Origin of the sequence: Rhizobium sp. TRM96647, from assembly GCF_025780115.1 — a bacterium.
Taxonomy (GTDB): Bacteria; Pseudomonadota; Alphaproteobacteria; order Rhizobiales; family Rhizobiaceae; genus Mycoplana.
The window spans coordinates 1-21,900 of sequence record NZ_JAOXHF010000015.1 but is presented as its reverse complement, the minus strand read 5'-3'; the positions used below and the strand labels follow the sequence as shown (position 1 = coordinate 21,900).

Here is a 21,900-nt window from a genome sequence, read left to right as displayed (position 1 = left end):
GCTCCCGGTCTGGGGGGGGATGCGGTGAGCTTCGGCGGGACGTCCGGGGAGGAGTTCTTGCTCCAGAGTTTCGCAATCATGCGCTATGAAGCAGGCTCCGACAGCATGGATCCTGATATCCGCGTGGTCGGCTACCGGGATGGCTCGCCGATTGCCGGCGCGTTGCAGGATTTTTCGCTCCCAACTAACGGCAGCCCGATCACGGTGACATTCAGCGGAGCGGCATGGGACGGCATCGACGAATTTCGCATCGTGCAGCAAAACGGAACAAGGGATTTCTATTTCCTTATCGACGATATTGCCGTGGGTGCGACCACATTGGACACCACGCCCCCCACGGCCTCGATCGTCGTCGCCGACACCGCATTGAAGATTGGCGAAACGACGGGCGTCACCATCACCTTCAGCGAGGCGGTGAGCGGGTTCACCAACGCCGACCTTGTCGTTTCCAACGGGACGCTGAGTGCGGTGAGTTCGTCCGACGGTGGCATCACCTGGACGGCAACGTTCACGCCCACGGCCAATATCACGGATTCGACCAATCTGATCACGCTGGACAATACCGGCGTTGTGGATGCCGCCGGCAATGCCGGGTCGAGCACCACCAATTCCAACAACTACGCCATCGACACGGTGCGTCCGACAGCCACGATCGTCGTCTCCAATAGCGCTCTCGGTGTCGGCCAGACATCGCTGGTCACCATCACCTTCGGCGAGGCCGTGACCGGGTTCACCAATGCCGACCTGACAATTTCCAATGGCACGCTGAGCGCTGTGAGTTCGTCCGACGGCGGCATCACCTGGACGGCTACGTTCACGCCCACGGCCAATATCACGGATACGACCAATCTGATCACGCTGGACAATACCGGCGTTGCGGATCTCGCCGGTAATGCCGGATCGGGCACCACCAATTCCAACAACTACGCCATCGACACGGTGCGTCCGACGGCCACGATCGTCGTCTCGAATAGCGCGCTCGGTGTCGGCCAGACATCGCTGGTCACCATCACCTTCAGCGAGGCCGTAACCGGGTTCACTAGTGCCGACCTGACAATCTCCAATGGCACACTGAGCGCTGTGAGCTCGTCCGACGGCGGGATCACCTGGACGGCAACCCTCACGCCCGCCGCCGGCATCACGGATACGACCAACCTCATCACGCTGGCCAACACCGGCCTTGCGGATTTGTTCGGCAATGTCGGGTCGGGCACGACCAATTCCAACAACTACGCCATCGACACGGTGCGTCCGACGGCCACCATCGTCGTCGCCGATACCGCATTGACGGTTGGCGAAACGACGGGCGTCACCATCACCTTCAGCGAGGCCGTTGCCGGGTTCACCAACGCCGACCTTATCGTTCCCAACGGCACGCTGAGCGCGGTGAGTTCGTCCGACGGCGGCGTCACCTGGACGGCGACGTTCACGCCGAGCGCTAATATCACGGATACGATCAACCTCATCACGCTCGACAATTCCGGCGTTGTGGATTGGGCCGGCAATGCCGGGTCCGGCACGACCGATTCCAACAACTACGCCATCGACACGATGCGCCCGACGGCCACGATCGTCGTCGCCGATAGCGCGCTCGGTGTTGGCGAGACTTCCCTGGTCACCATCACCTTCAGCGAGGCCGTAACTGGGTTCACCAATGCCGATCTGACAATTTCCAATGGCACGCTGAGCTCGGTGAGTTCGTCCGACGGCGGGATCACCTGGACGGCAACCCTCACGCCCTCCGCCGGCATCACGGATACGACCAACCTCATCACGCTGGACAATACCGGCGTGGCCGATGCCGCAGGCAATGCCGGGAGCGGGACCACCGCTTCCAACAACTACGCGGTTGACAGCCAACGTCCAACGGCCACTATCGTTCTCGCAGACCCCAGCTTGAAGGCAGGCGAAACCTCGCTGGTCACCTTCACCTTCAGCGAGGCCGTGACCGGGTTCGACAATTCCGACCTGAGCATTGCCAACGGCACTCTGAGTACCTTGAGTTCGTCCGACGGCGGCATCACCTGGACGGCTACGTTCACGCCCACGGCCAATATCACGGATACGACCAATCTGATCACGCTGAACAATGCCGGCCTTGCGGATCTCGCCGGCAATGCCGGGACGGGCACCACCAACTCCGCCAACTACACCATCGACACCGTGCGTCCGACGGCCACCATCATTGTCGCCGATACCGCGTTGAAGGCGGGCGAACAGTCGCTGGTGACTTTCACCTTCAGTGAGGCCGTGACCGGGTTCACCAACGCCAACCTGATCATTGCCAACGGCACGCTCAGCGCGGTGAGCTCGTCAGACGGCGGCACTACCTGGACGGCGACGTTCACGCCCACCTCCGGCATCGCTGATATGAGCAACGTCATCACGCTGGACAATTCCGGAGTGCTGAATATCTCCGGCAACGCCGGGTCCGGCACCACCGATTCCAACAATTACACCGTCGACACGGTGCGGCCGACGGCCGCCATCGCCATCTCCAAAGCGGTGCTGGCGCCGCTCGAGACCACCACCGTCACGATCACCTTCAGCGAGGCCGTCACCGGTCTGACGACCGCCGATTTCACCGTTCCGAACGGTATGCTGTCGGGGCTGGCAACCTCCGATGGCGGCATCACCTGGACGGCGACGCTCACCGCCAATCCCAACGTCACGGACCCCACCAACGTCATCACGCTCGACATGACCGGCATCACCGATGTCGCCGGCAATGCCGGCTCCGGCACGACGGTCTCGGCCAACTACGCCGTCGACGCCGGTCCGCCCCCGAATGTCCCGCCGACGCTCACCGGCGACCTGACGGCGACAGTGGCGGAGGGCGACAGCTACACGCTCACCACCGCCGACCTCAACTTCTCCGATCCGGACGACGACGCCGCGGGCGTCCGCTTCACCGTCTCCGCCGCCTCGAACGGCACGGTGCAGGTGAACGGCAAGGCCGCGACCAGCTTCACCGGCGCCGAACTCGCCGCCGGCAAGGTCACCTTCGTTCACTCCGGCTCGGAAACGACCAAGGCCTCCTTCAAGGTCTCCGTCGAAGACGGCAACGAGGACGGCTCGACGCCGGTCGCAAGCACCTTCAACCTCGCCGTCACCCCGGTCAACGACGCGCCGACGCTTACCGGCGACCTCAAGGCGACGGTGAAGGAAGGCGGCAGCTACACGATCACCACCGCCGATCTCAATTTCTCCGACCCCGACGACGACGCCGCGGGCGTCCGCTTCACCGTCTCCGCCGCCTCGAACGGCACGGTGCAGGTGAACGGCAAGGCCGCGACCAGCTTCACCGGCGCCGAGCTCGCCGCCGGCAAGGTCACCTTCGTCCACTCCGGTTCAGAAACGACCAGGGCCTCCTTCAAGGTCTCCGTCGAGGACGGCAACGAGGACGGATCGACCCCGGTCGCCGGCACCTTCAACCTCGCCGTCACCCCGGTCAACGACGCGCCGACGCTTGCCGGCGATCTCAAGGCGACGGTGAAGGAAGGCGGCAGCTACACGATCACCACCGCCGACCTCAACTTCTCCGATCCCGACGACAGCGCCGCCGGCGTCCGCTTCACCGTCTCCGCCGCCTCGAACGGCAAGATCCAGGTCAACGGCAAGGCTGCGACCAGCTTCACCGGCGCCGAGCTTGCGAGCGGCAAGGTCAGCTTCGTCCATTCCGGTGCCGAATCGACCAAGGCCTCCTTCAAGGTCTCCGTCGAGGACGGCAACGAGGACCGCTCGACCCCGGTCGCCCGGACCTTCAGCCTCGCCGTCACCCCGGTCAACGACGCACCGGAGCTCGTCGCCACGCAGACCTTGCGAAAGATCGCCGAGGACGCCTCGACCGCCTCGGCGCGCAAGGTGGCGACGCTGTCGATCTCCGACCCCGACGGCGGCAACAACAAGCTGTCGCTCGCCGGCAGCGACGCGAAGCTGTTCGAGATCAAGAACGGCGCGCTGTGGCTGAAGAAGGGGGCCAAGCTCGACTACGAGACCAACCCCGCGCTGAACGTCACCGTGCGCCTCGACGACCCCTCGATCGGCACGAAACACGAGGACTGGCAGAGCTTCAAGGTCGCCGTGACCGACGTGGCGGAAACGAAGACGGGGACCTCCGGCAAGGACAAGCTGACCGGCACCTCCGCCGGCGACGTGCTCGATGGCAAGGGCGGCAACGACGTGCTCGAGGGCCGGGGCGGCAACGACATCCTCTCGGGCGGCTCCGGCAATGACCGGCTGACCGGCGGCTCCGGCGTCGACATCATGACCGGCGGCTCCGGCCGCGACACCTTCGTCTTCACCTCGATCAAGGATTCCGCCCCCGGCCAGTCCGGCCTTGTCAATAACGGCGGTTACAACCCGCTCTCGGGCAGCGACAAGCGCGACATCATCACCGACTTCGTCCACGCGCAGGACAAGCTCGACCTGTCGAAGATCGACGCCGACAGCACGCGCTCCGGCAACCAGGACTTCGTCTGGCGCGGCAAGAACGACTTCACCGGCAAGGCCGGCGAAGTGATCTTCCGCATCTTCGACGAGAAGGGCACGAAGAACGACCGCACCATCGTCTACGGCGACACCGACCGCGACCAGCAGGCCGACTTCCAGATCGAACTGACCGGCATCATCGGCCTGACCAAGGGCGATTTCATTTTGTAGAGAGCCGCCTTCGCTCTCAGCAGAGCGAAGGCATTGCTATCTCTGGCGGGCTTGATCCAGTTGCAACAGGTTCACCCGCTCACGCTATCGGTCCTTCGTCAGACAATCACCCGCGCCGCCCGGCCGCGCTTGCGGTCAGGATTGTTGTAGTTGGATGCCGCCTGGTTCAGCGACTTGTGCTGCGACTGCTGCATGGCCTCCGGCAGTGGAATGCCGCGATTGGCAGCCTCGCTGAGATAGCCGGAGCGCAGGCCATGGGCGAAGAAATTTTGCGGATCGAGCCCGGCCTTGGTGCAGCGGGACTTCAGGATCAGGTTGATCGACTGTGCCATCAGCGCCCGGCGATCGACATTGCCCCACTGGTCGATGCGGCGGAACACAGGGCCGCTGTCGATCCGGGCTTCCTCCAGCCAGCTTCTCAGCGCTTCCACGGGACGGCCGATCATCAACGACCGGGCATCGTCGTCCGGGCCGGTGGTCTTGGTGCGGCCGAGGCAGATCGCCAGACAGGGGAGGGGAGGCGAGCCCGGATCGTCGGGCATGGCATGCACCGGCTCCTCCTCCACCAGGTCTTCGACGCGCAGGTTGGCGATCTCGGAACGCCGGCGGCCGCCGGAGGCAAAGACGGTCAGCAGAATGGCGCGATCGCGGATATCGACCAGCCGGTCGCCTGCCCAGGCGGACAGCAGCTGGGCGAGCACATCTGAGGTAACCGCGCTCATGCTCTTGCGTTGCCGCGGGCGCCCGGTGGCGCGGACGGCCAGCCGCGTCGCGCTCTTCAGCGACGGGGCGGCGAAGCCGCCGGTGACCCCCCGCCAGCGGGTCAGGATCGACCAGGAGGTCAGCCGTCGTCGTACCGTCGCCGGCGCATGCGGCCCCTCCGATCGCAGCAGTCCTTGGCTTTGCAATCCAACCTCGACCTCCGACGGCATCCCATGCGACAGTTCGTTCTCGCGTCGAATCGGATCCCAGAGCTGGTGGGCGACCAACTTCAGCAGCTGAACGTTTGGAGCTAACTAGAACCGTCGCTCCGCTTTCGGCACGCGGAGACAACCGAACTCAAGCTTTGAACCGGTCCGCCGCCGTCAGGCGGCGCGTCAAGGGCGTGGCCTCATAGCGATAGATTTCACCGCGAAGCCAGAGCAGTTCTTCTTCGAGCATCGATTCGGCTACTTCCGTCCACCAGGCCTTCGGCCGGCCATCGCTACCGTCCGACCAGCGATATCCCCTCGCCTTCAGTTGATCCTTGGAATCATAGGGGCTGTTCTCGGCAAAGATGCGGACACGCGACTGTTTGCTGGCCGTGTAGAGCTCGGCAAAGGGTGAGTTCGTTTCCCCCCTAACCTTGCGATCGAGGACTTCCAGCAGTGCAAAGCAATCGTCCACGGCGCGGTGGCCTTCATGGAACAATCCTGCCTGCCCGACCAGATAACCAAGCTTGCTCCCCTCGAAACCGCGCCCGGACCAATCGATTTCAGAGACCGAACAGGCCCATGCCTTGTCCGCAAAGGCCGCGGATAGCGCCTCGCAAAAAGGACGGTCGAACGCGGCATTGTGGGCGACGATCAGTTCGGCATCGGCCACCAGCGCCTCCAGCCTAGCCCAATCAATGACCTGTCCTGCCACCATCTCGTCAGTGATACCGGTGATCCTTGTGATCTCGGCCGGAATGGCCTCGCTTGGTTGCTGCAATCCACCATAGACGTCGATAACGTCACCGATTGCGCCAAAAGCATCGAAGCTGAAGGCCACCGCGCCAATTTCGATCACCTCGTTCTTGCGGAAACTGAGACCTGTCGTCTCCGTGTCGATGATCACGCCGCGAAGCGGAAAGCCTGGTTTCGGCATTGCTGCAACCGGCCTTGGATCCAGCTTCTGCAGAACCCGATAGCGCCCTGTCATTTCCAGGCGACGAACCATTTCATCTTCCCCGACTTCGGACGGGCTGTCGGCAAGCGGGCGTGTGCGCCCGGCAGGCGCTAGTGCTTCATCGCCGAACATATCAAACTGGATGGTCATCAGCAGTTCCCTCGAATTCAAGGCGCATGCAGGCCATAGGCCAGACCTTTCCTCTGTCAGCCAGTACTGTGCACCGGTTTCCCGTTCAACCTCAGCAATGCCATCAGCATCGGTCCAAGCGAAAACTCGCCCCTCGCCGCCTTGCGCGTCAGATCCCGCAGATAACCGCCGGCCGAATTGATGTGCCCTGCCCGCTCCAGCATGCAGGCCGTCGCGACCGCAGCGTTTTCCGGCCCCATGACCTCGCACGCCTCCTGATAGGCCGACGGGCTGACCCCCAGCATCGAGCGGACAACCACCGCCGCTGTCATCAGCTCACGCCAGCTCGATATGGCACCCCCAGGACCATACATCGCGATGTCCGGGCAGGCCCGGAGCACCATGCCAAGCGGAAACGCCTTGATCGCCTCCCGCAGAGGCTCGTTGGTTTGCACCGCCGGCGTCCCCTGCTCTTGTCGAGAGCTAGGTTCAAGTTCATTAAGGGATTCGGTATTTGAATTCTGTATGTGCTGACGGTATTCGGCACCATTGGTATCGGTTTTCTGCGAAATCAGCTGATGTTCCAACAAGTTGAGCACTTCGTCGTGCAGAAGAGCCAGTTCCTCGTGGCATTCGGTCAGCTCCTGCTCCGATTTTGCCCGTGAGAGTCGGGCGATGGCTGCCAGATAGTGAGCCTCGGCCACCCTCCAATCGCCGGAAGCCCCTTCCTCAACCGCGGCCGAGATCAGCTTGCGGATATCCCGGCGGCAGATCGAAATCCGTTCTTTGATGATCTTGAGGCGCCGGCGGTCTTCGGCGACCTGTTGTGCCATCTGCGCCAGCTCTTCGGAACGCGCCAGCAGCGGCGCCAAGCTGAAACCGTAGGCCGCTTCGATCGATCCGTCTTTGCCCTTACGCGCGTAACGCTTGCCGTTCGGACTGTCCTGGCGATGGATCAGCCCCGCATCGACGAGAAGCGCGAGGTTTTCGCGAAGCGTCGTGCCGGCAATGCCGTTTGCACGCGCGGACAGCTGCGCGTTGGAAGGAAACACGACGAGATTGGCTTCCTCGCTCAAATCCGTCTCCGGATAGAAAGACAGCAGCGCATTGAGCACTGCCAGCGCCCGATCGCGCAGGCCGAGCAGCGAGCGTGCGTCACAGGCGTCCCGGTAGATCTTCCATTTGTCGGCGATTTTACCCGCCTTGATGTTGGCCGCTTCGAACTGCCCCTTCACTAGGGCAAGCGTCACCGGCCGCCGCCCGAAGGGCGTCGTCACACTTCCACTTTGCATCTTCCTTCACCTTTCAGAAGGCAAAAGAAATCCGCTCACCAAAACGGCGCCAAATGACTCTTGACTGCGATTCGTGGAAATGCGATTCTATCCTTGCTACAGAGACAGAAGGGCTTCCGCGACGGCGACGTTGTGGGGGCTCTTTTCTTTTGCGGTTACTCTCCCTGTTTCCGTTGAACCTTGTCTCGGTGGGCTTGGTAGAGGGTGGGCACATGCTCGAGCACGAAAGCCGCGAAATCGGGCGTTGCCTTTTTGTCGATGACGATTTCGAGCTTCGCCTTGCTCTGCGTTACTTGTGCAATTCTGGCGCCGTCCGGAGTGGCCATGACGCCCGGAAGCCCTCGGGCGACGCGACCCGGCTTCAGGCTGACAACGACTGACTTGAACCGATCCGCAGAGGGCAGCGCCTGAACCTCAGCCGACATCGCATGTCGCAATGCACCTGTCGGAGTCGACGCCTTCTCGAGCAATTCTGCCAGTTGTTGCCAACTCGGCCGTCCCACACCGGGAGCAGGGCCGATCGCGTCAATCAACTCGGGGGGCAGAGCGTCAACGAGCAAGAGCATCTTTGACAAGTTGCTTTTGTCGATCGACATCGCGGAAATCACGATCTCACGAGGAAACTGCTTGTTGAGATGATGTGCGAAGCGCGCTTTCTCGATGAAAGTGAGATCTTCTCGCTCGTTGTTTTCCTGACCCTGCGCGACGACAAGCTGTTCGTCGGTCAGATCACGCACAACCGCCTTTACCGGAAGCCCGAGCTCTGAGAGAGCTCGTAGTCGACGGTGCCCGAAGGCCACCTGGTAATGCGTGGATTTTTCCGGGTGAGGGCGGACGAGAATAGGAACCTGCTGGCCTTGCATGCGAATTGAAGCCAACAGTCCATCGATATCTCCGGGCATGCGGTCACGCACGAACGAGGGCTCGATCGTGGCAGGGTCAAGTTCAACGACCGACTGACCTTCAGCAAGACGACGCTCGATCTCTTCGGCGCGGCCGAGACGATCATTTTGCTCGCGCAGGGCGTTGCCAATGTTCGCTGTCAGTTTGGTCGCCGGATCGCGCTCCTTCCTCGCCACACCGAGCAACGGCATGGAGCGGCTTTTCGGCGGACGGCTGTCGGCAGGAGACGCGTCAAATGCATCCGATGAGACGCCAAGGATGTGCTTCCGGCTCATGTCGGTCTACCCCATGCTTTCTTGATCAGGCCTTCAATCTCGTCGTTAACCGCGTTCATCGCCTCCAGGGCCCGGTCGTAGGTCGAGCGCGTGAACTGCCCGCGTTCGACTTCAAAAAGGGTCTGGTTGGTCAAGCCGGCGTCTGACACGGCGGTGGTTTTCAACATGGGAAAATTCAGGACATTCTCACCGAAGATGGACCTCAGATAGCCGACCATCTGGTTTTGCGGTCCATCGCTTGGCTCGAAGCGGGTAATGAGATAGCGCATCCAGTGAAATTTGAACCGGGCGCCAGCGTTCTCGATTTCCCGCAGCAGGTTCGACGTCATCGCTAGAAACTGATTCATCGACATCACATCCAGCATCTGCGGATGAACCGTCACAAGGATCGATGTTGCCGCAGTCAGAGCGGAAAGCGTCAGATATCCAAGCTGAGGAGGGCAGTCGATGACGACGACGTCGTAGTTGCCTGCAATATCCTCGATCACTTGGCTGATCCGGCCGTAGAAAAGCGTGTCACCCTCCTTGCGCTGCATCAGGGCGCGCGGCGTGTCGTGCTCAAACTCCATCAGTTCGAGGTTGCCTGGGATCAGGTGAAGGTCGGGAATATAGGTTCCGCGGACAACATGTTCGATGGGGACCTGCTCGTCATCGTAGCGTATCGCACCATAAAGGGTTTCATTCGGGCCAACGTCCGTCTCGGGTTGACTGCCGAAGAGCGCAGAAAGGCTCGCCTGAGGATCGAGATCAATCGCAAGGACACGATAGCCGCGCATCGCCAGGTACTGAGCCAAATGCGCAGCTGTGGTAGTCTTCCCAGAGCCACCCTTGAAATTCATCACAGAGACGACTTGTAGCTGCTCGTCTCCTCGGCGATGGGGAAGGTAGCGACGCGTACCCCTGCCAATCTGGTCCAGGTGCGTGCGGATGGCATGGATATCGTCGATCGAAAAGTTCCGCCTGCCACCCGGGCTCATCCTCACGTTGAGCTCCGGCATTTCTGACGCCGTCTGCCTCAAATATGACTCGCCGATTCCGAGAAGCCTTGAAGCCTCCGAGGGCCCGAAGGTTCGAATGCCTTTCTCAGCTGTCGGAGGAAATACCTTGAGGTGATGTGCCTGCAGCTGAGTTGAGAGTGCGTCGGCATGACGCTCCATCAAGGCGGTCAAGCCTTCAATTTCAGATGCTTCTTTTACGGCGGTCTTCGCCATCTCAAAACCCATTTCCTATCAGTGGCGATATTTTGCGCGAAAGCTACAAAATTTCGCCACCGACGATAGTGCCGATTCTGAGATTCGGGCAAGGGGTTTTAGGTTAACGAGACGTTAACGCGACGAACGCGCTCAATGCCAACCGGCATTCATATTGTTTAATAACAATATCTTACCGCGCCTTTCGGTGCATAGATCGCCGTACCAGTACTATTATTTTTGTGAGCACGACAACTCCAGGAAGAAAGCGTCGCCGTGCCCGATCGGGAGAATCACGACCTCACACTTTTGCCAGTAGATTGAATTCCGGCGCCTCGGCAAACCTCGTTGAGACAACGCAACGGAGATTTGCACGATGGACGTCGTCGCGATCAACATCCCGGGAAGCAATGGTAAGGAATGCCCGTTCCAGGGAATGCACCGCCTGAGATCACCAATAGCCCGGGGTTGGACAGTATGGAACGTCAGGTGCACCCCCCGCAATGAGGTCGACGGGACGACGCTGCAGAAGGTGCTCACGCAGGTAGGCGCGACGGTCCATCGGCGGACACGCGACCGGCACCAGCACATGGAGTTGCATTGGGTGGCCCATGTCATGCTTGCCGGTATCGTCAAGTGGACGCACCTAGATTGTCGGGCGATCGTCACTGCAACGGCCGTAGAGCGCGAGCACATGCTGCATTGGTCCGGCTGGTCAACCTTGATCAACGGCATGCGAAATGTGGCAGGCATTCCTGCCGCCGACAGGCTCCGTATCGCGCGGCCTCGCCCCAACCCGCCTTCGTCGGATCCTGCGGGCGCCCCGGGGGAGGCAGCCTGACCATGCTCGGCACCCAAAGCCGCTCACTGCCGCGGCTTGTGAGCAAATTGCAGAACGCCCTCGGGGACCAGCTTTGCGTTGCGCTCGACGATCCGGGCGTCGTCGAGATCATGCTGAATCCTGACGGCAAACTGTTCATAGAGCGACTTGGTCAAAGGATGTCGGCAGCTGGCGAGATGACGCGTTCTGCCGCCGAGACTGTCATCGGGAGCGTCGCTCACGTCCTGAACTCGGAGGTCGACGACGATCGCCCGATCGTTTCAGGAGAGCTTCCAATTGGGGGGCATCGCTTCGAGGGTCTCCTGCCTCCGGTCGTTTCCGGCCCTTCCTTCACGATCCGCCGGCGCGCGTCACGTCTTATCCCTCTCGATGATTACGTCTCCAGCAAATCCATGACCACACGCCAAGCTGAAGTCATCCGCAGTGCTATCGCCTCCAAGCTCAATATCCTGGTTGCTGGGGGCACCGGTTCCGGCAAAACCACCCTGACCAACGCGATCCTCGCCGAGATTGTTTCACATTCGCCTGACGATCGGCTCGTCCTCCTCGAAGACACGGCTGAAATCCAATGCGCCGCGGACAATGCAGTCAGCCTGCACACCAGCGATGCCGTTGACATGTCGCGTCTCCTGAAAAGCACGATGCGCCTTCGGCCGGATCGGATCATCGTCGGCGAGGTCCGTGACGGCGCAGCGCTGACCATGCTGAAGGCGTGGAACACCGGACACCCGGGAGGTGTCGCAACGATCCACTCGAACAGCGCGCACTCCGCACTTCAGCGTCTCGAGCAACTGACCGCCGAGGCCAGCCATCAGCCGATGCAGGCGGTCATCGGCGATGCGGTCGATCTGATCATCTCCATCGAACGAACGGCCAAAGGCCGGCGGATCAGCGAGATCCTTCACGTGACCGGCTTTGCAGGCGGCCAGTACCAGACGGAACCCTACGCAGAGGAGACCCGCGATGCAGCATAAGCGATCGTTCCTGACAATTGCCGTTGTCGCTGTCGCAGCGATCGCGGCAGCATCGCCTGCTTTCGCCAGCTCCGGCGGAAGTCTTCCCTGGGAAGGGCCGCTCGAGCAGATCCAGGAATCCATCACCGGTCCTGTCGCGGGCTATATCGCACTGGCCGCCGTCGCAATTGCCGGCGGCATGCTGATCTTCGGCGGCGAGCTCAACGATTTCGCTCGAAGGCTGATGTACGTGGTCCTGGTCGCCGGCATCCTGCTTGGTGCCACCACAATCGTCGGCCTGTTCGGCGCCACCGGTGCTTCGATCGGCTTGCCGGCCGAGCCGGTCACACGACTCGATCAGCACAGGGAAGGGGAGGGGGCGTCATGAGCCTCCACCGCAACCGCATCCATCGCGCGCTGTCGCGGCCGAACCTCTTGATGGGTGCTGACCGCGAGCTGGTGCTGATCACCGGGCTTGCCGCCGTGATCCTGATCTTTGTCGTGCTGACCGTCTACTCTGCGCTTTTTGGCGTGGCCATCTGGATTGTCATCGTCGGTCTACTCCGAATGATGGCCAAGGCCGATCCACTGATGCGGCAGGTCTATGCCCGTCACATTTCCTACAAGCCCCACTACCGGCCGACGGCCGCGCCGTGGCGTAGATACTAGAGGTGTCCAATGGCTGCCCTCAAACGTTTCCGCGCGACCGGTCCATCGTTCGCTGAACTCGTTCCCTATGCCGGCCTGGTTGACAACGGTGTTCTGCTTCTGAAGGACGGAAGCCTGATGGCCGGCTGGTACTTTGCCGGTCCTGACTCCGAAAGCGCCACCGACCTCGAACGCAATGAGTTGTCCCGGCAGATCAATGCGATCCTGTCGCGCTTGGGAACGGGGTGGATGATTCAGGTCGAAGCCATCCGGGTGCCGACGATCGACTATCCCACACCGGACCAGTGCCATTTTCCGGACTCTGTCACCCGCGCGATCGATGACGAGCGCCGGAGCCATTTCGGGCGCGAACAGGGGCATTTCGAGAGCAAGCACGCGATCATCCTCACCTATCGACCGCTCGAGTCGAAGAAGACGGCGCTCAGCAAATACATCTATTCGGACGAGGAAAGCCGGAAGAAATCCTATGCGGACACAGTGCTGTTCGTTTTCCGCAACGCGATCCGGGAAATCGAACAGTACCTGGCCAACACCCTGTCGATCGCCCGCATGCTGACCCGCGAGGTCCGCGAGAGGGGAGGGGAGCGCACCGCACGCTATGACGATCTCCTGCAGTTCGTTCGATTTTGCATTACAGGGGAGAGCCATCCAATCCGCTTGCCTGATGTCCCGATGTATCTCGACTGGCTGGCGACAGCGGAGTTGGAGCATGGTCTGACACCGAAGGTCGAGAACCGGTTTCTCGCTGTCGTCGCTATCGATGGCCTGCCAGCCGAGAGCTGGCCCGGCATCCTCAACAATCTCGATCTGATGCCACTGACCTATCGCTGGTCATCGCGATTCATCTTCCTCGATGCGGAAGAGGCGCGCCAGAAGCTCGAGCGCACCCGGAAAAAATGGCAACAGAAGGTTCGGCCATTTTTCGATCAGCTCTTCCAGACGCAGAGCAGATCAGTCGATCAGGACGCCATGACCATGGTGGCGGAGACCGAAGACGCCATCGCTCAGGCTTCGTCCCAGCTTGTTGCCTATGGCTATTACACACCGGTCGTCATCCTGTTCGACGAAGACCGCGACGCCCTGCAGGAGAAGGCGGAAGCCATCCGTCGACTGGTCCAGGCGGAGGGCTTCGGTGCACGCGTCGAGACCCTGAACGCGACAGATGCGTTTCTCGGCAGCCTGCCCGGGAACTGGTACGCCAACATCCGTGAGCCACTGATCAACACGAGCAACCTGGCGGACCTCGTTCCGTTGAACTCGGTATGGTCGGGCAATCCGGTGGCGCCGTGCCCCTTCTATCCGCCGAACTCACCGCCGCTGATGCAGGTTGCTTCGGGATCAACGCCGTTTCGTCTCAACCTGCATGTCGACGATGTCGGCCACACGCTCATTTTTGGACCAACGGGCTCGGGTAAATCGACGCTTCTCGCGCTGATCGCGGCACAATTCCGGCGCTATGAGTTCGCGCAGATCTTTGCCTTCGACAAGGGTAATTCGCTCCTTCCCCTGACGCTCGCTGCCGGCGGCGATCACTATGAGATCGGCAACGAACAGAGCGGGGAGGGGAGAGCGCTGGCATTCTGCCCGCTTTTCGATCTTTCGACAGATGGTGATCGGGCCTGGGCGACCGAATGGATCGAAATGCTGGTCGCCCTGCAGGGCGTTACGATCACGCCCGACCATCGCAATGCGATCTCACGCCAGATCGGGCTGATGGCGACGGCGCCTGGAAAGTCGCTGTCGGACTTCGTCAGCGGCGTACAGATGCGCGAGATCAAGGATGCGCTCCATCCCTATACCGTCGATGGTCCTATGGGTCAGCTTCTCGACGCGGAAGAGGACGGTCTGACGCTTCGTGCGTTCCAGTGCTTCGAGATCGAGCAACTCATGAACATGGGCGAGCGCAATCTCGTGCCCATCCTCACTTATCTCTTCCACCGGATCGAGAAGCGGCTCGATGGCTCTCCGAGCCTCATCCTCCTCGACGAAGCCTGGCTGATGCTCGGGCATCCCGTGTTCCGCGACAAGATCCGGGAGTGGCTGAAGGTGCTCCGCAAAGCAAATTGCGCTGTGGTACTCGCGACCCAATCGATCTCAGACGCCGAGCGCTCTGGCATCATCGACGTGCTGAAAGAATCCTGCCCGACGAAGATCTGCCTCCCGAACGGCGCCGCACGCGAGCCAGGAACGCGAGAATTCTACGAGCGGATCGGGTTCAACGAGCGCCAGATCGAGATCGTCTCGGGCGCCATCCCCAAGCGCGAATATTACGTCGCCACGCCAGACGGACGGCGGCTCTTCGATATGTCACTCGGGCCGGTGGCGCTGAGCTTCGTCGGCGCATCCGGAAAGGAAGACCTGAAGCGGATCCGCGCGCTGAAGGCGGAACACGGCCAGGACTGGCCTGCCCATTGGCTTGAATCGAGAGGAGTTCACGATGCCACGTCGCACCTCAATGTCCAGTAACTGGATCATCGCCACGATGAGCGCTGCGATTGCGCTCTCGCCGATTGCCTCCGCCCGCGCGGGATCCGCGACGGGCGCTGCTACCGAATGGACACAGCTCGCCAATAACGCGCAGCTCATCGACCTTCTGAAAAGCTCCGGCCTGCAGGTGGATAACCAGCTGACGCAGATCACTCAGCTAGCCGAGCAGATCCAGAACCAGCTGAAGATCTACGAGAACATGTTGCAGAACACGGCGCAGCTCCCTGATCATATCTGGGGTCAGGTCGAGAGCGATCTCAACCGTCTGCGAAGCATTGTCGATCAAGGGCAGAGCATCTCGTTTTCGATGAGCAATGCAGACGACGTCCTGCAGCAGCGGTTCAAGAGCTATGCTGACCTGAAGACGAACCTGCCCAACGCCGAGACCTTCTCGAGCACCTACCAGAGCTGGTCGGACACGAACCGCGACACGATCGGTAGCACGCTGAAGGCGGCGCGCCTGACAGCGGACCAGTTCGACACGGAGGAGGGAACGATGAGTTCGCTGCGAACGATGTCGGAGTCGGCCGACGGCCAGATGAAGGCGCTGCAAGTCGGACACCAGATCGCTGCACAGCAGGTTTCCCAGATGCAGAAGCTGCGTGGTCTTGTCTCCCAACAAATGACGATGATGGGAACATGGCTGCAGACCGAGCAGACGGACAAGGATCTCGCGCAGGCCCGGCGAGAAAAATTCTTCAATGCCGACGTTTCCACGATCCCGAGCGGTCAGAAGATGGAGCCACGCTGGTGAGCCGCCCGGTCCTGATCGTCGTGGTGCTGGCCATAGTAGCTGCGGCGGCTTCCGGCGTCACTTTCTATCTCGTCCCGGTGAACGCCCCGGCATCACCCGAGATGAGCGAAGAGCAACGCATCGCCCGTGAGAAATTCTTCGGCACAGCCAAGGAGCTGCCTCCGATCGAAAAAGGCCAGGAGATGCGCCCGCGATGGTGAAGCGAAATCTTGAACAGGCTTTCATACTTGGGGGAATAGCCTGCCTGATCCTGGCCACCCCAGCCATCGCAGAGCAGGGTCAGGTCCTGACAGAGCTTGAGAACCAAGTCTCGGCGGCCGCCAAGGGATGGGAGACCACCATCATGGACGCTGCGAGGTCGCTGTTCTGGATCCTCGCCGGGATCGAGGTCGGGATCGCCGCCGTCTGGCTTGCCATACAGGCCGCATCCCTTGATAGCTGGTTCGCAGAACTCGTTCGACGCATCATGTTCATCGGCTTCTTCGCGTTCGTTCTGACCCAGGGACCAACGCTTGCGAGGGACGTCGTCAACAGTCTCTACCAGATCGGCGCCGGCGGCGGATCCGCCTCACCGGCCGAGGTGTTCGATGCTGGTATTCGGGTCGCATCGCAGATGTCCGAGCAAGCCAAGTTCGGCCTATTCGAGGACAACGCGCTTGCGATCGCCGCCGTCCTTGCCATGGGCGTCGTCGTCATATGCTTTTCCCTGGTCGCAGCGATCTTCGTCGCGGTTATGGTCGAGATGTATGTCGGGCTCCTCGCCGGCATGATCATGCTCGGCTTGGGTGGCTCGTCCTTTACGAAGGATTTTGCCGTCCGCTATCTGGTCTACGCCTTCGGCGTCGGAATGAAGCTCATGGCACTGGTCATGATCGCGAAAATTGGTTCGGAGGTCCTTCTCGGCCTGGCGCAAGCGCCGTCAGCGGAAAACGATCAGTTCATCACGACACTGGCGATCGCCGGCATATCGGTGGTTGTATTTATCATCTCCATGTACGTGCCGACGATCATCCAAGGCGTCGTTCAAGGGGCGTCTGTCTCTGGCGGAATGGAAACCATCCGGCATGGCGGGCAGGCCGCATCATTTGCGCTTGGCGCAGCGTCGCTCGCGGCCGGCGCCGTCGGGGCCGGCGCCGCTGCTGCTCAGTCGGCACGCGCAGCAGGATCCTCTGTGGCGGGTGCAGCGCTTCGCGGCATGGGCGCCGGGATAGGATCAGCCGGAAAGGCCGCCGGCTCGGCTGCCAAGGAGAAGGCGATCGGTTCACCCGGTGCTTATGCGGGTTCGATCATGGGGCTCGCCAACGCCAAGCTCGATCAGAGCCGCACCGGACAAAGCGGCCCCAAAACACCGCCAGAACGACACGACACATAATCCTCAGAAAGGCAGAAAACGATGGCAGCAAACCGGCCACCCGACAGCCCTTACCTTGCCGCGCGGCAGGAATGGACGGAACGATATGGTTCCTATGTCCAGGCCGCCCGCGCATGGCGGATCGTCGGCATTCTCGGACTATCGATGGCCGTGATCGGTTTCACATATGCCATGTATCTCAGCACGCAGGTCAAGCTGGTGCCTTACATCGTCGAGGTCGACAAGCTCGGGACGTCGGTTACGGCCGGCTTCCCCCAGCAGATCGAGTATGCCGATGCTCGCGTCGTCCGCGCAACTCTTGGCAACTTCATCACCAGCCTGAAGTCGATCACACCCGACGCGGTCGTGCAGAAGCAATACATCGACCGGACCTACGCGCTTCTCAGGACGTCCGATCCCTCGACCCAGAAAATCAATGCCTGGTTCCGCGGCAACTCGCCGTTTGAAAAGGCCAAGACGTCGACCGTCGCCATCGAGGTCAACAACATCGTCGCCCTCTCCAACCAGACCTATCAGATTGACTGGACCGAATACGAACGCGACCGCAAGGGCAAGGAGACCGGCACACGCCGGTTTCGTGGCATCGCGACGGTCGCGCTCACCGCGCCACAGGACGAGGCGATCATCCGCCTCAACCCGATCGGTCTTTATGTCCAGGACTTCGACTGGACCGCACAGCTTTAAGGGCAGGGGAATTTACATGCACAGAACAGGATTGATCGCGGCCGTCGGCTGCATGGCCGGGCTCGTCCTTGCGGACTGCGCGATGGCACAGAGCATGACATCGAACGAGGTGAAGGGGACCAACATCTCGCGAAAGTGGCGGGGAACACCAGGTCTGGTGACGACCGGGCCAGACGGGAAAGTGATCTTCCTGTTCGGTGAGACCCAGCCCTCCGTTGTCTGCTCACCGCTTCAGGTTTGCGACATCGAGCTGCAGGGCGGCGAGATCGTCCGCGACGTGCTTGTCGGTGACACGGTCCGCTGGAAGGTAGAGCCGGCGACGTCAGGGGCGACCGGCGGGCAGGCGATCCACCTGATCGTAAAGCCGTCGGAGGCCGGCCTCGTCACGTCCATGGTCGTCACGACCTCTCGGCGGACCTACCATATGCAGCTCAAATCCCATCCAAATCAGTACATGGCCCGGATCGGTTTCGAGTATCCGGAGGATGTATCGACCAAGCTGGCCGATATCAACGCACGTCTCGAGACCGGTGGGATTCCGGGAACCGCTCCGGACAGGCTGAACTTCTCCTATTCGGTCAGTGGTGGCGCCTCATGGCGGCCGAAACGCGTCTATTCCGATGGCGCCAAGACCTATATCCAGTTTCCCCGGTCCATCTCCGGGCAGGACGCACCGGTCCTGTTCGTGGTCAGCGGCGGCCAGAACCGCATCGTCAACTATCGCATGAAGAACGACATGATGATCGTCGACTACGCTGTCGACAAGGCCGTGCTCGTCTCCGGGGTTGGCTGGCGCCAGCAGAAAATCGCGATCCGGCGGGGAGGCTGACCGATGAGAAAGACCATCGCCGCCATCATCATCACCTCCATCCTTTCCAGTTGCCAGACCGCGGATGAGACGCTGACCACAAGTTCCACCCCGATTGCCGTCACCGGCGCGACCGCCAGCGCCATCGCCGGCGACATGGCGAGCCGACTTGCCGAACAGATCGGACGAGCCGGTAATACAACCCTCAAGATGGACAAAGACACGTCCGAATACGCGGCCGCGCTCGAGGCCGCACTGAAGGGGTGGGGATACACGGTCATTGCCGATGGCAAAATCGGCAAGGATCAGAAACCTGTCGAGGTCACGTGGTCGATCGACAGTTTCGACGGACAGGTCCTGGCACGGGTCACCACACCTGCCATTGCGCTCGGTCGTGCCTACACCGTGACGTTGGCGGGTGCGACACCGGCCAGCCCACTTTCAATCATGCAGCGAAACTGAGGGGAGGGGAGACCATGGTTCAATCGCTCCAGCTCGGCACGGCGGGCAATGCTGACGACCAACAGAGCATGCGACGCCTCAATCGCCTACCGATCATCGTCGCGATCGTCATCATCGTTCTGTTCTTCGGCGTCGTCATCATCGGCCTGTCGTGGCGTGGTCTTTCCTTCAACCGTGGAAATGAACTCGACACCACCTCCGCGTCACCCGCGACCACGTTTGGCGATCAACTGAAAAGAGGCGTGTCGGACGGGATCATAGGCGAACCGGAGCAACGCGAAGTGTTTCAGCCGACGCCTGTCGTTGTCGAGCGCGAGCCGGCGAGAGAGGCCGTCGTGGGGCGGCAGAACGAGGTCCGGACGGAACGGCGATCGCAACTCGAGCCAGAAGCCGAGTGGAAGGCGCGGCTGAAGCGGGAACAGCACGAGCAGATTCTCCGCGAAGCGCAGCGTCAGAGGATGGCAAGTCTGCAGGCGCGGGCGACAGCCCTTGATTCCCCGCTCAAGGTCGACGTTTCCGAAGTCCAGAAGAGCGCTTCCGAAACAAGGGCCGACCCCCGCCAACCGCTCAATGCCACGGCGAACAGTGCATCCGACCTCTACAGCGCTGCGATGAAGTCCGGGCTGCTCGGACAGAACGGCGACCAAAACGGCCAGACGTCGAAGGAGGACTTCTTTAATCAGGACATCAAGGATCTTGGCTACCTGCCGAACCAGGTCGTTCCGCAACTCTCGCCTTACGAGTTGAAGCGGGGATCCGTTATTCCGGCGACGATGATCACGGGATTGAACTCCGACCTTCCAGGCAGGATTTCGGCACAGGTCAGCCAGAATGTCTATGACAGCGCAACCGGCTACCAACTGCTCATTCCGCAGGGGGCGAAGCTGTTTGGCCGTTACGATTCCAAGGTGTCGTTCGGGCAGGAGCGCGTGCTGGTCGTCTGGACCGACCTGATTTTCCCGAACGGGTCGAGACTTCAGATCGGCGGCATGTCCGGCACGGATGCCGAGGGATATGGAGGTTTCAAGGATAAGGTCGATCGACAACTCTGGCGCACCTTCGGCTCTGCGGCGCTCGTCGCCATCATCGGCACGGGGATCGACATGTCGATGCCTGAAAGCTCGACCCTCGCAACACAGGATACGGCCTCAGACGCCGCGCGGCGAAATTTTGCCGAATCATTCGGCCGGGTGGCGGAGCAGACCATCTCGAAGAATCTGAATGTTCAGCCGACAATCAGGATCCGCCCAGGCTACAAGTTCAACGTGCTGGTGGACCAGGATATCATTTTTCCATCCAATCGAGAGAGTCATGTGTCTCGATAGGCGGCGGTTCGACCGACTGAGAACGACAATCCTCAATCTGGGGAAACGATATGCGAACGCCAGCCATGCATCCCAGAACGCGCTTTCACTTGTCCCGAACGGCGTGTCCAGGCTGCCCGACAGCAAATACTCCCCGTCTTGCCAAGGGCAAAGGGATCAGGTTTGTTTGACCGTCACCTCTGCAGAAGCATTGGAGAAGCACATGATTACAGGGTCTCAATGCCGCGCCGCACGGGCGCTTGTCGAATTTGGCAGGGATCGATTGGCCGCATCTTCCCACATTGACGTTGATGTCATTGCAAAATTCGAGGGGAAACTGGACGTTCCTGACCAGGAATCGGTCGCAAGGATTCAGTCTGCCTTGGAGAAGGCCGGTGCCGTGTTCATGGCCGATGACGACACTGGCGGGATAGGCGTAAGGCTAAAGTTCAATCGCTCGGAGACGCGTCGGATCGCAACCCTTGAAGGCGAAGGCGGCGTTGTGGCAAGCGACGATGTTCCTTGAACTCCCGGTCGAACAGAACGGCGCTTCCTGAAAGAAACGATGCGGTCTCCAAGATCGCAGATCCGGGGCGAGCCTCTCTGCCCCTGTAGTGCTGCGCAGTCATCCGCGTACCGCCGCCCTGGGTTGGATGCGAATATGTGCTTTCTGTTCGCAGCCGGAGCCGGTGCCGTCGGCCTTGGCTTCGACGCTCACCTTCAGAACGGTCTCGCGCCGGTCGTCTGTGCGTTTTTTGTTTGTCGCACTGTTTCGGCGCGTTGGGGGCTCTCTGCAAGTACAAAACCCCTAACCTGCGTCGGCCAAAGCATGGCGATTGAGATGGAACGAAAATATCTGCCGCCCGGCGACGAATGACGATCGCAGCATACTGACAAGTTTGCCATTCGGACAGACAGGTATCAGTCGAGGGTGGGCCGCGAGATTCGCGTGCGAATAGCTGGCGACCGCGCGAGCATTTCCGCGGAGCAATTGCATGCAATGCGAGGGCCGGGTTGTCGAGAAGACACGCTACATCTTGCCGTGCCTCAAGATCTTGGGCCTTCCCCTGTGACGTTTTCGATCATTCTTCCGCGGGAGCAATCTGTATCAGATGCTGCTGGCAGACCTTCTCGATCCTGGAGATGAGCAGTTCGGTTCGCTCGACAAGCCATTGCAACGCTTCCCCGGAAATCTCGAAATGCGGCGAATAGCGTGCCTTCACATAGGCTTCGTTGATCACGTTGA

The 21,900-nt window shown here is 61.0% G+C and carries 19 protein-coding genes and 2 pseudogenes; 15 read left to right on the top strand and 6 right to left on the bottom strand.

The window, feature by feature from the left end:
• Positions 1-57 precede the first annotated feature (57 nt).
• Complete coding sequence (locus OCK02_RS22065; RefSeq protein ID WP_263814898.1) at positions 58-4,662, top strand: Ig-like domain-containing protein; 4,605 nt, start codon at positions 58-60, stop codon at positions 4,660-4,662.
• Between the two features lie 98 nt (positions 4,663-4,760).
• Here OCK02_RS22065 and OCK02_RS22060 read toward each other — a convergent pair.
• From OCK02_RS22060 to repA, 5 genes and pseudogenes are all read right to left on the bottom strand, one after another.
• Positions 4,761-5,675: pseudogene (locus OCK02_RS22060) on the bottom strand (tyrosine-type recombinase/integrase); the annotation flags it as partial.
• A gap of 46 nt (positions 5,676-5,721) precedes the next feature.
• Complete coding sequence (locus OCK02_RS22055; RefSeq protein ID WP_263814897.1) at positions 5,722-6,681, bottom strand: 3'-5' exonuclease; 960 nt, start codon at positions 6,679-6,681, stop codon at positions 5,722-5,724.
• Between the two features lie 56 nt (positions 6,682-6,737).
• Positions 6,738-7,952, bottom strand: coding sequence for a plasmid replication protein RepC (gene repC, locus OCK02_RS22050; RefSeq protein ID WP_263814896.1), 1,215 nt, complete (start codon positions 7,950-7,952; stop codon positions 6,738-6,740).
• 155 nt (positions 7,953-8,107) lie between these two features.
• On the bottom strand, positions 8,108-9,130 hold the full coding sequence (gene repB / locus OCK02_RS22045) for a plasmid partitioning protein RepB (RefSeq protein ID WP_263814895.1): 1,023 nt from the start codon (positions 9,128-9,130) through the stop codon (positions 8,108-8,110).
• The gene (repA, locus tag OCK02_RS22040) at positions 9,127-10,341 is read right to left on the bottom strand and encodes a plasmid partitioning protein RepA (RefSeq protein ID WP_263814894.1); all 1,215 of its coding nucleotides are present in this window, start codon (positions 10,339-10,341) and stop codon (positions 9,127-9,129) included. The genes repB and repA overlap by 4 nt, the downstream gene beginning before the upstream one ends.
• A gap of 355 nt (positions 10,342-10,696) precedes the next feature.
• Between repA and OCK02_RS22035 the strand changes: the two genes are divergently transcribed.
• From OCK02_RS22035 to OCK02_RS21970, 14 genes are all read left to right on the top strand, one after another.
• Positions 10,697-11,161 carry a hypothetical protein gene (locus OCK02_RS22035; protein ID WP_263814893.1) on the top strand — a complete coding sequence of 155 codons (465 nt, stop codon included), beginning with the start codon at positions 10,697-10,699 and terminating at the stop codon, positions 11,159-11,161.
• A 2-nt stretch (positions 11,162-11,163) separates the two neighbouring features.
• Positions 11,164-12,135 (top strand): P-type conjugative transfer ATPase TrbB, encoded by a 972-nt coding sequence (trbB, locus tag OCK02_RS22030; RefSeq protein WP_263814892.1) that lies wholly within the window; start codon positions 11,164-11,166, stop codon positions 12,133-12,135.
• Positions 12,125-12,502 (top strand): TrbC/VirB2 family protein, encoded by a 378-nt coding sequence (locus OCK02_RS22025; protein WP_263814891.1) that lies wholly within the window; start codon positions 12,125-12,127, stop codon positions 12,500-12,502. The genes trbB and OCK02_RS22025 overlap by 11 nt, the downstream gene beginning before the upstream one ends.
• Positions 12,499-12,783 (top strand): conjugal transfer protein TrbD, encoded by a 285-nt coding sequence (locus OCK02_RS22020; RefSeq protein ID WP_263814890.1) that lies wholly within the window; start codon positions 12,499-12,501, stop codon positions 12,781-12,783. Before OCK02_RS22025 ends, OCK02_RS22020 begins: the two co-directional genes overlap by 4 nt.
• A 9-nt stretch (positions 12,784-12,792) precedes the next feature.
• On the top strand, positions 12,793-15,249 hold the full coding sequence (locus tag OCK02_RS22015; protein WP_263814889.1) for a conjugal transfer protein TrbE: 2,457 nt from the start codon (positions 12,793-12,795) through the stop codon (positions 15,247-15,249).
• Positions 15,221-16,024: a P-type conjugative transfer protein TrbJ gene (gene trbJ / locus OCK02_RS22010; RefSeq protein WP_263814888.1), complete on the top strand. Its 804-nt coding sequence runs from the start codon at positions 15,221-15,223 to the stop codon at positions 16,022-16,024. The genes OCK02_RS22015 and trbJ overlap by 29 nt, the downstream gene beginning before the upstream one ends.
• Complete coding sequence (trbK, locus tag OCK02_RS22005) at positions 16,021-16,224, top strand: entry exclusion protein TrbK (RefSeq protein ID WP_263814887.1); 204 nt, start codon at positions 16,021-16,023, stop codon at positions 16,222-16,224. The genes trbJ and trbK overlap by 4 nt, the downstream gene beginning before the upstream one ends.
• Positions 16,218-17,396, top strand: a complete 1,179-nt coding sequence (trbL, locus tag OCK02_RS22000; protein ID WP_263814886.1) for a P-type conjugative transfer protein TrbL — start codon at positions 16,218-16,220, stop codon at positions 17,394-17,396. Before trbK ends, trbL begins: the two co-directional genes overlap by 7 nt.
• Before the next feature lie 21 nt (positions 17,397-17,417).
• Entirely contained in the window at positions 17,418-18,080 is a 663-nt protein-coding gene (locus tag OCK02_RS21995; RefSeq protein ID WP_062428114.1) for a conjugal transfer protein TrbF, read from the top strand.
• A gap of 16 nt (positions 18,081-18,096) precedes the next feature.
• Positions 18,097-18,909, top strand: a complete 813-nt coding sequence (gene trbG, locus OCK02_RS21990; protein ID WP_263814884.1) for a P-type conjugative transfer protein TrbG — start codon at positions 18,097-18,099, stop codon at positions 18,907-18,909.
• Positions 18,910-18,912: 3 nt separating this feature from the next.
• Positions 18,913-19,350, top strand: a complete 438-nt coding sequence (trbH, locus tag OCK02_RS21985; RefSeq protein WP_263814883.1) for a conjugal transfer protein TrbH — start codon at positions 18,913-18,915, stop codon at positions 19,348-19,350.
• Between the two features lie 14 nt (positions 19,351-19,364).
• Complete coding sequence (gene trbI, locus OCK02_RS21980; protein ID WP_263814882.1) at positions 19,365-20,675, top strand: IncP-type conjugal transfer protein TrbI; 1,311 nt, start codon at positions 19,365-19,367, stop codon at positions 20,673-20,675.
• A 166-nt stretch (positions 20,676-20,841) separates the two neighbouring features.
• Positions 20,842-21,180 carry an XRE family transcriptional regulator gene (locus OCK02_RS21975; RefSeq protein ID WP_318530160.1) on the top strand — a complete coding sequence of 113 codons (339 nt, stop codon included), beginning with the start codon at positions 20,842-20,844 and terminating at the stop codon, positions 21,178-21,180.
• A gap of 135 nt (positions 21,181-21,315) precedes the next feature.
• The gene (locus OCK02_RS21970; RefSeq protein WP_263814881.1) at positions 21,316-21,531 is read left to right on the top strand and encodes a hypothetical protein; all 216 of its coding nucleotides are present in this window, start codon (positions 21,316-21,318) and stop codon (positions 21,529-21,531) included.
• A 205-nt stretch (positions 21,532-21,736) separates the two neighbouring features.
• Here OCK02_RS21970 and OCK02_RS26250 read toward each other — a convergent pair.
• A pseudogene (locus OCK02_RS26250) lies at positions 21,737-21,900 on the bottom strand (nucleotidyltransferase); the annotation flags it as partial.

Excerpts from the sequence above, each read along its gene's own strand:
- OCK02_RS22055 (WP_263814897.1), bottom strand. The coding sequence starts at position 6,681 with ATGACCATCCAGTTTGATATGTTCGGCGATGAAGCACTAGCGCCTGCC.
- repC (WP_263814896.1), bottom strand. The coding sequence starts at position 7,952 with ATGCAAAGTGGAAGTGTGACGACGCCCTTCGGGCGGCGGCCGGTGACG.
- repB (WP_263814895.1), bottom strand. The coding sequence starts at position 9,130 with ATGAGCCGGAAGCACATCCTTGGCGTCTCATCGGATGCATTTGACGCG.
- repA (WP_263814894.1), bottom strand. The coding sequence starts at position 10,341 with ATGGCGAAGACCGCCGTAAAAGAAGCATCTGAAATTGAAGGCTTGACC.
- OCK02_RS22035 (WP_263814893.1), top strand. The coding sequence starts at position 10,697 with ATGGACGTCGTCGCGATCAACATCCCGGGAAGCAATGGTAAGGAATGC.
- trbB (WP_263814892.1), top strand. The coding sequence starts at position 11,164 with ATGCTCGGCACCCAAAGCCGCTCACTGCCGCGGCTTGTGAGCAAATTG.
- OCK02_RS22025 (WP_263814891.1), top strand. The coding sequence starts at position 12,125 with ATGCAGCATAAGCGATCGTTCCTGACAATTGCCGTTGTCGCTGTCGCA.
- OCK02_RS22020 (WP_263814890.1), top strand. The coding sequence starts at position 12,499 with ATGAGCCTCCACCGCAACCGCATCCATCGCGCGCTGTCGCGGCCGAAC.
- OCK02_RS22015 (WP_263814889.1), top strand. The coding sequence starts at position 12,793 with ATGGCTGCCCTCAAACGTTTCCGCGCGACCGGTCCATCGTTCGCTGAA.
- trbJ (WP_263814888.1), top strand. The coding sequence starts at position 15,221 with ATGCCACGTCGCACCTCAATGTCCAGTAACTGGATCATCGCCACGATG.
- trbL (WP_263814886.1), top strand. The coding sequence starts at position 16,218 with ATGGTGAAGCGAAATCTTGAACAGGCTTTCATACTTGGGGGAATAGCC.
- OCK02_RS21995 (WP_062428114.1), top strand. The coding sequence starts at position 17,418 with ATGGCAGCAAACCGGCCACCCGACAGCCCTTACCTTGCCGCGCGGCAG.
- trbG (WP_263814884.1), top strand. The coding sequence starts at position 18,097 with ATGCACAGAACAGGATTGATCGCGGCCGTCGGCTGCATGGCCGGGCTC.
- trbH (WP_263814883.1), top strand. The coding sequence starts at position 18,913 with ATGAGAAAGACCATCGCCGCCATCATCATCACCTCCATCCTTTCCAGT.
- trbI (WP_263814882.1), top strand. The coding sequence starts at position 19,365 with ATGGTTCAATCGCTCCAGCTCGGCACGGCGGGCAATGCTGACGACCAA.
- OCK02_RS21970 (WP_263814881.1), top strand. The coding sequence starts at position 21,316 with ATGTGCTTTCTGTTCGCAGCCGGAGCCGGTGCCGTCGGCCTTGGCTTC.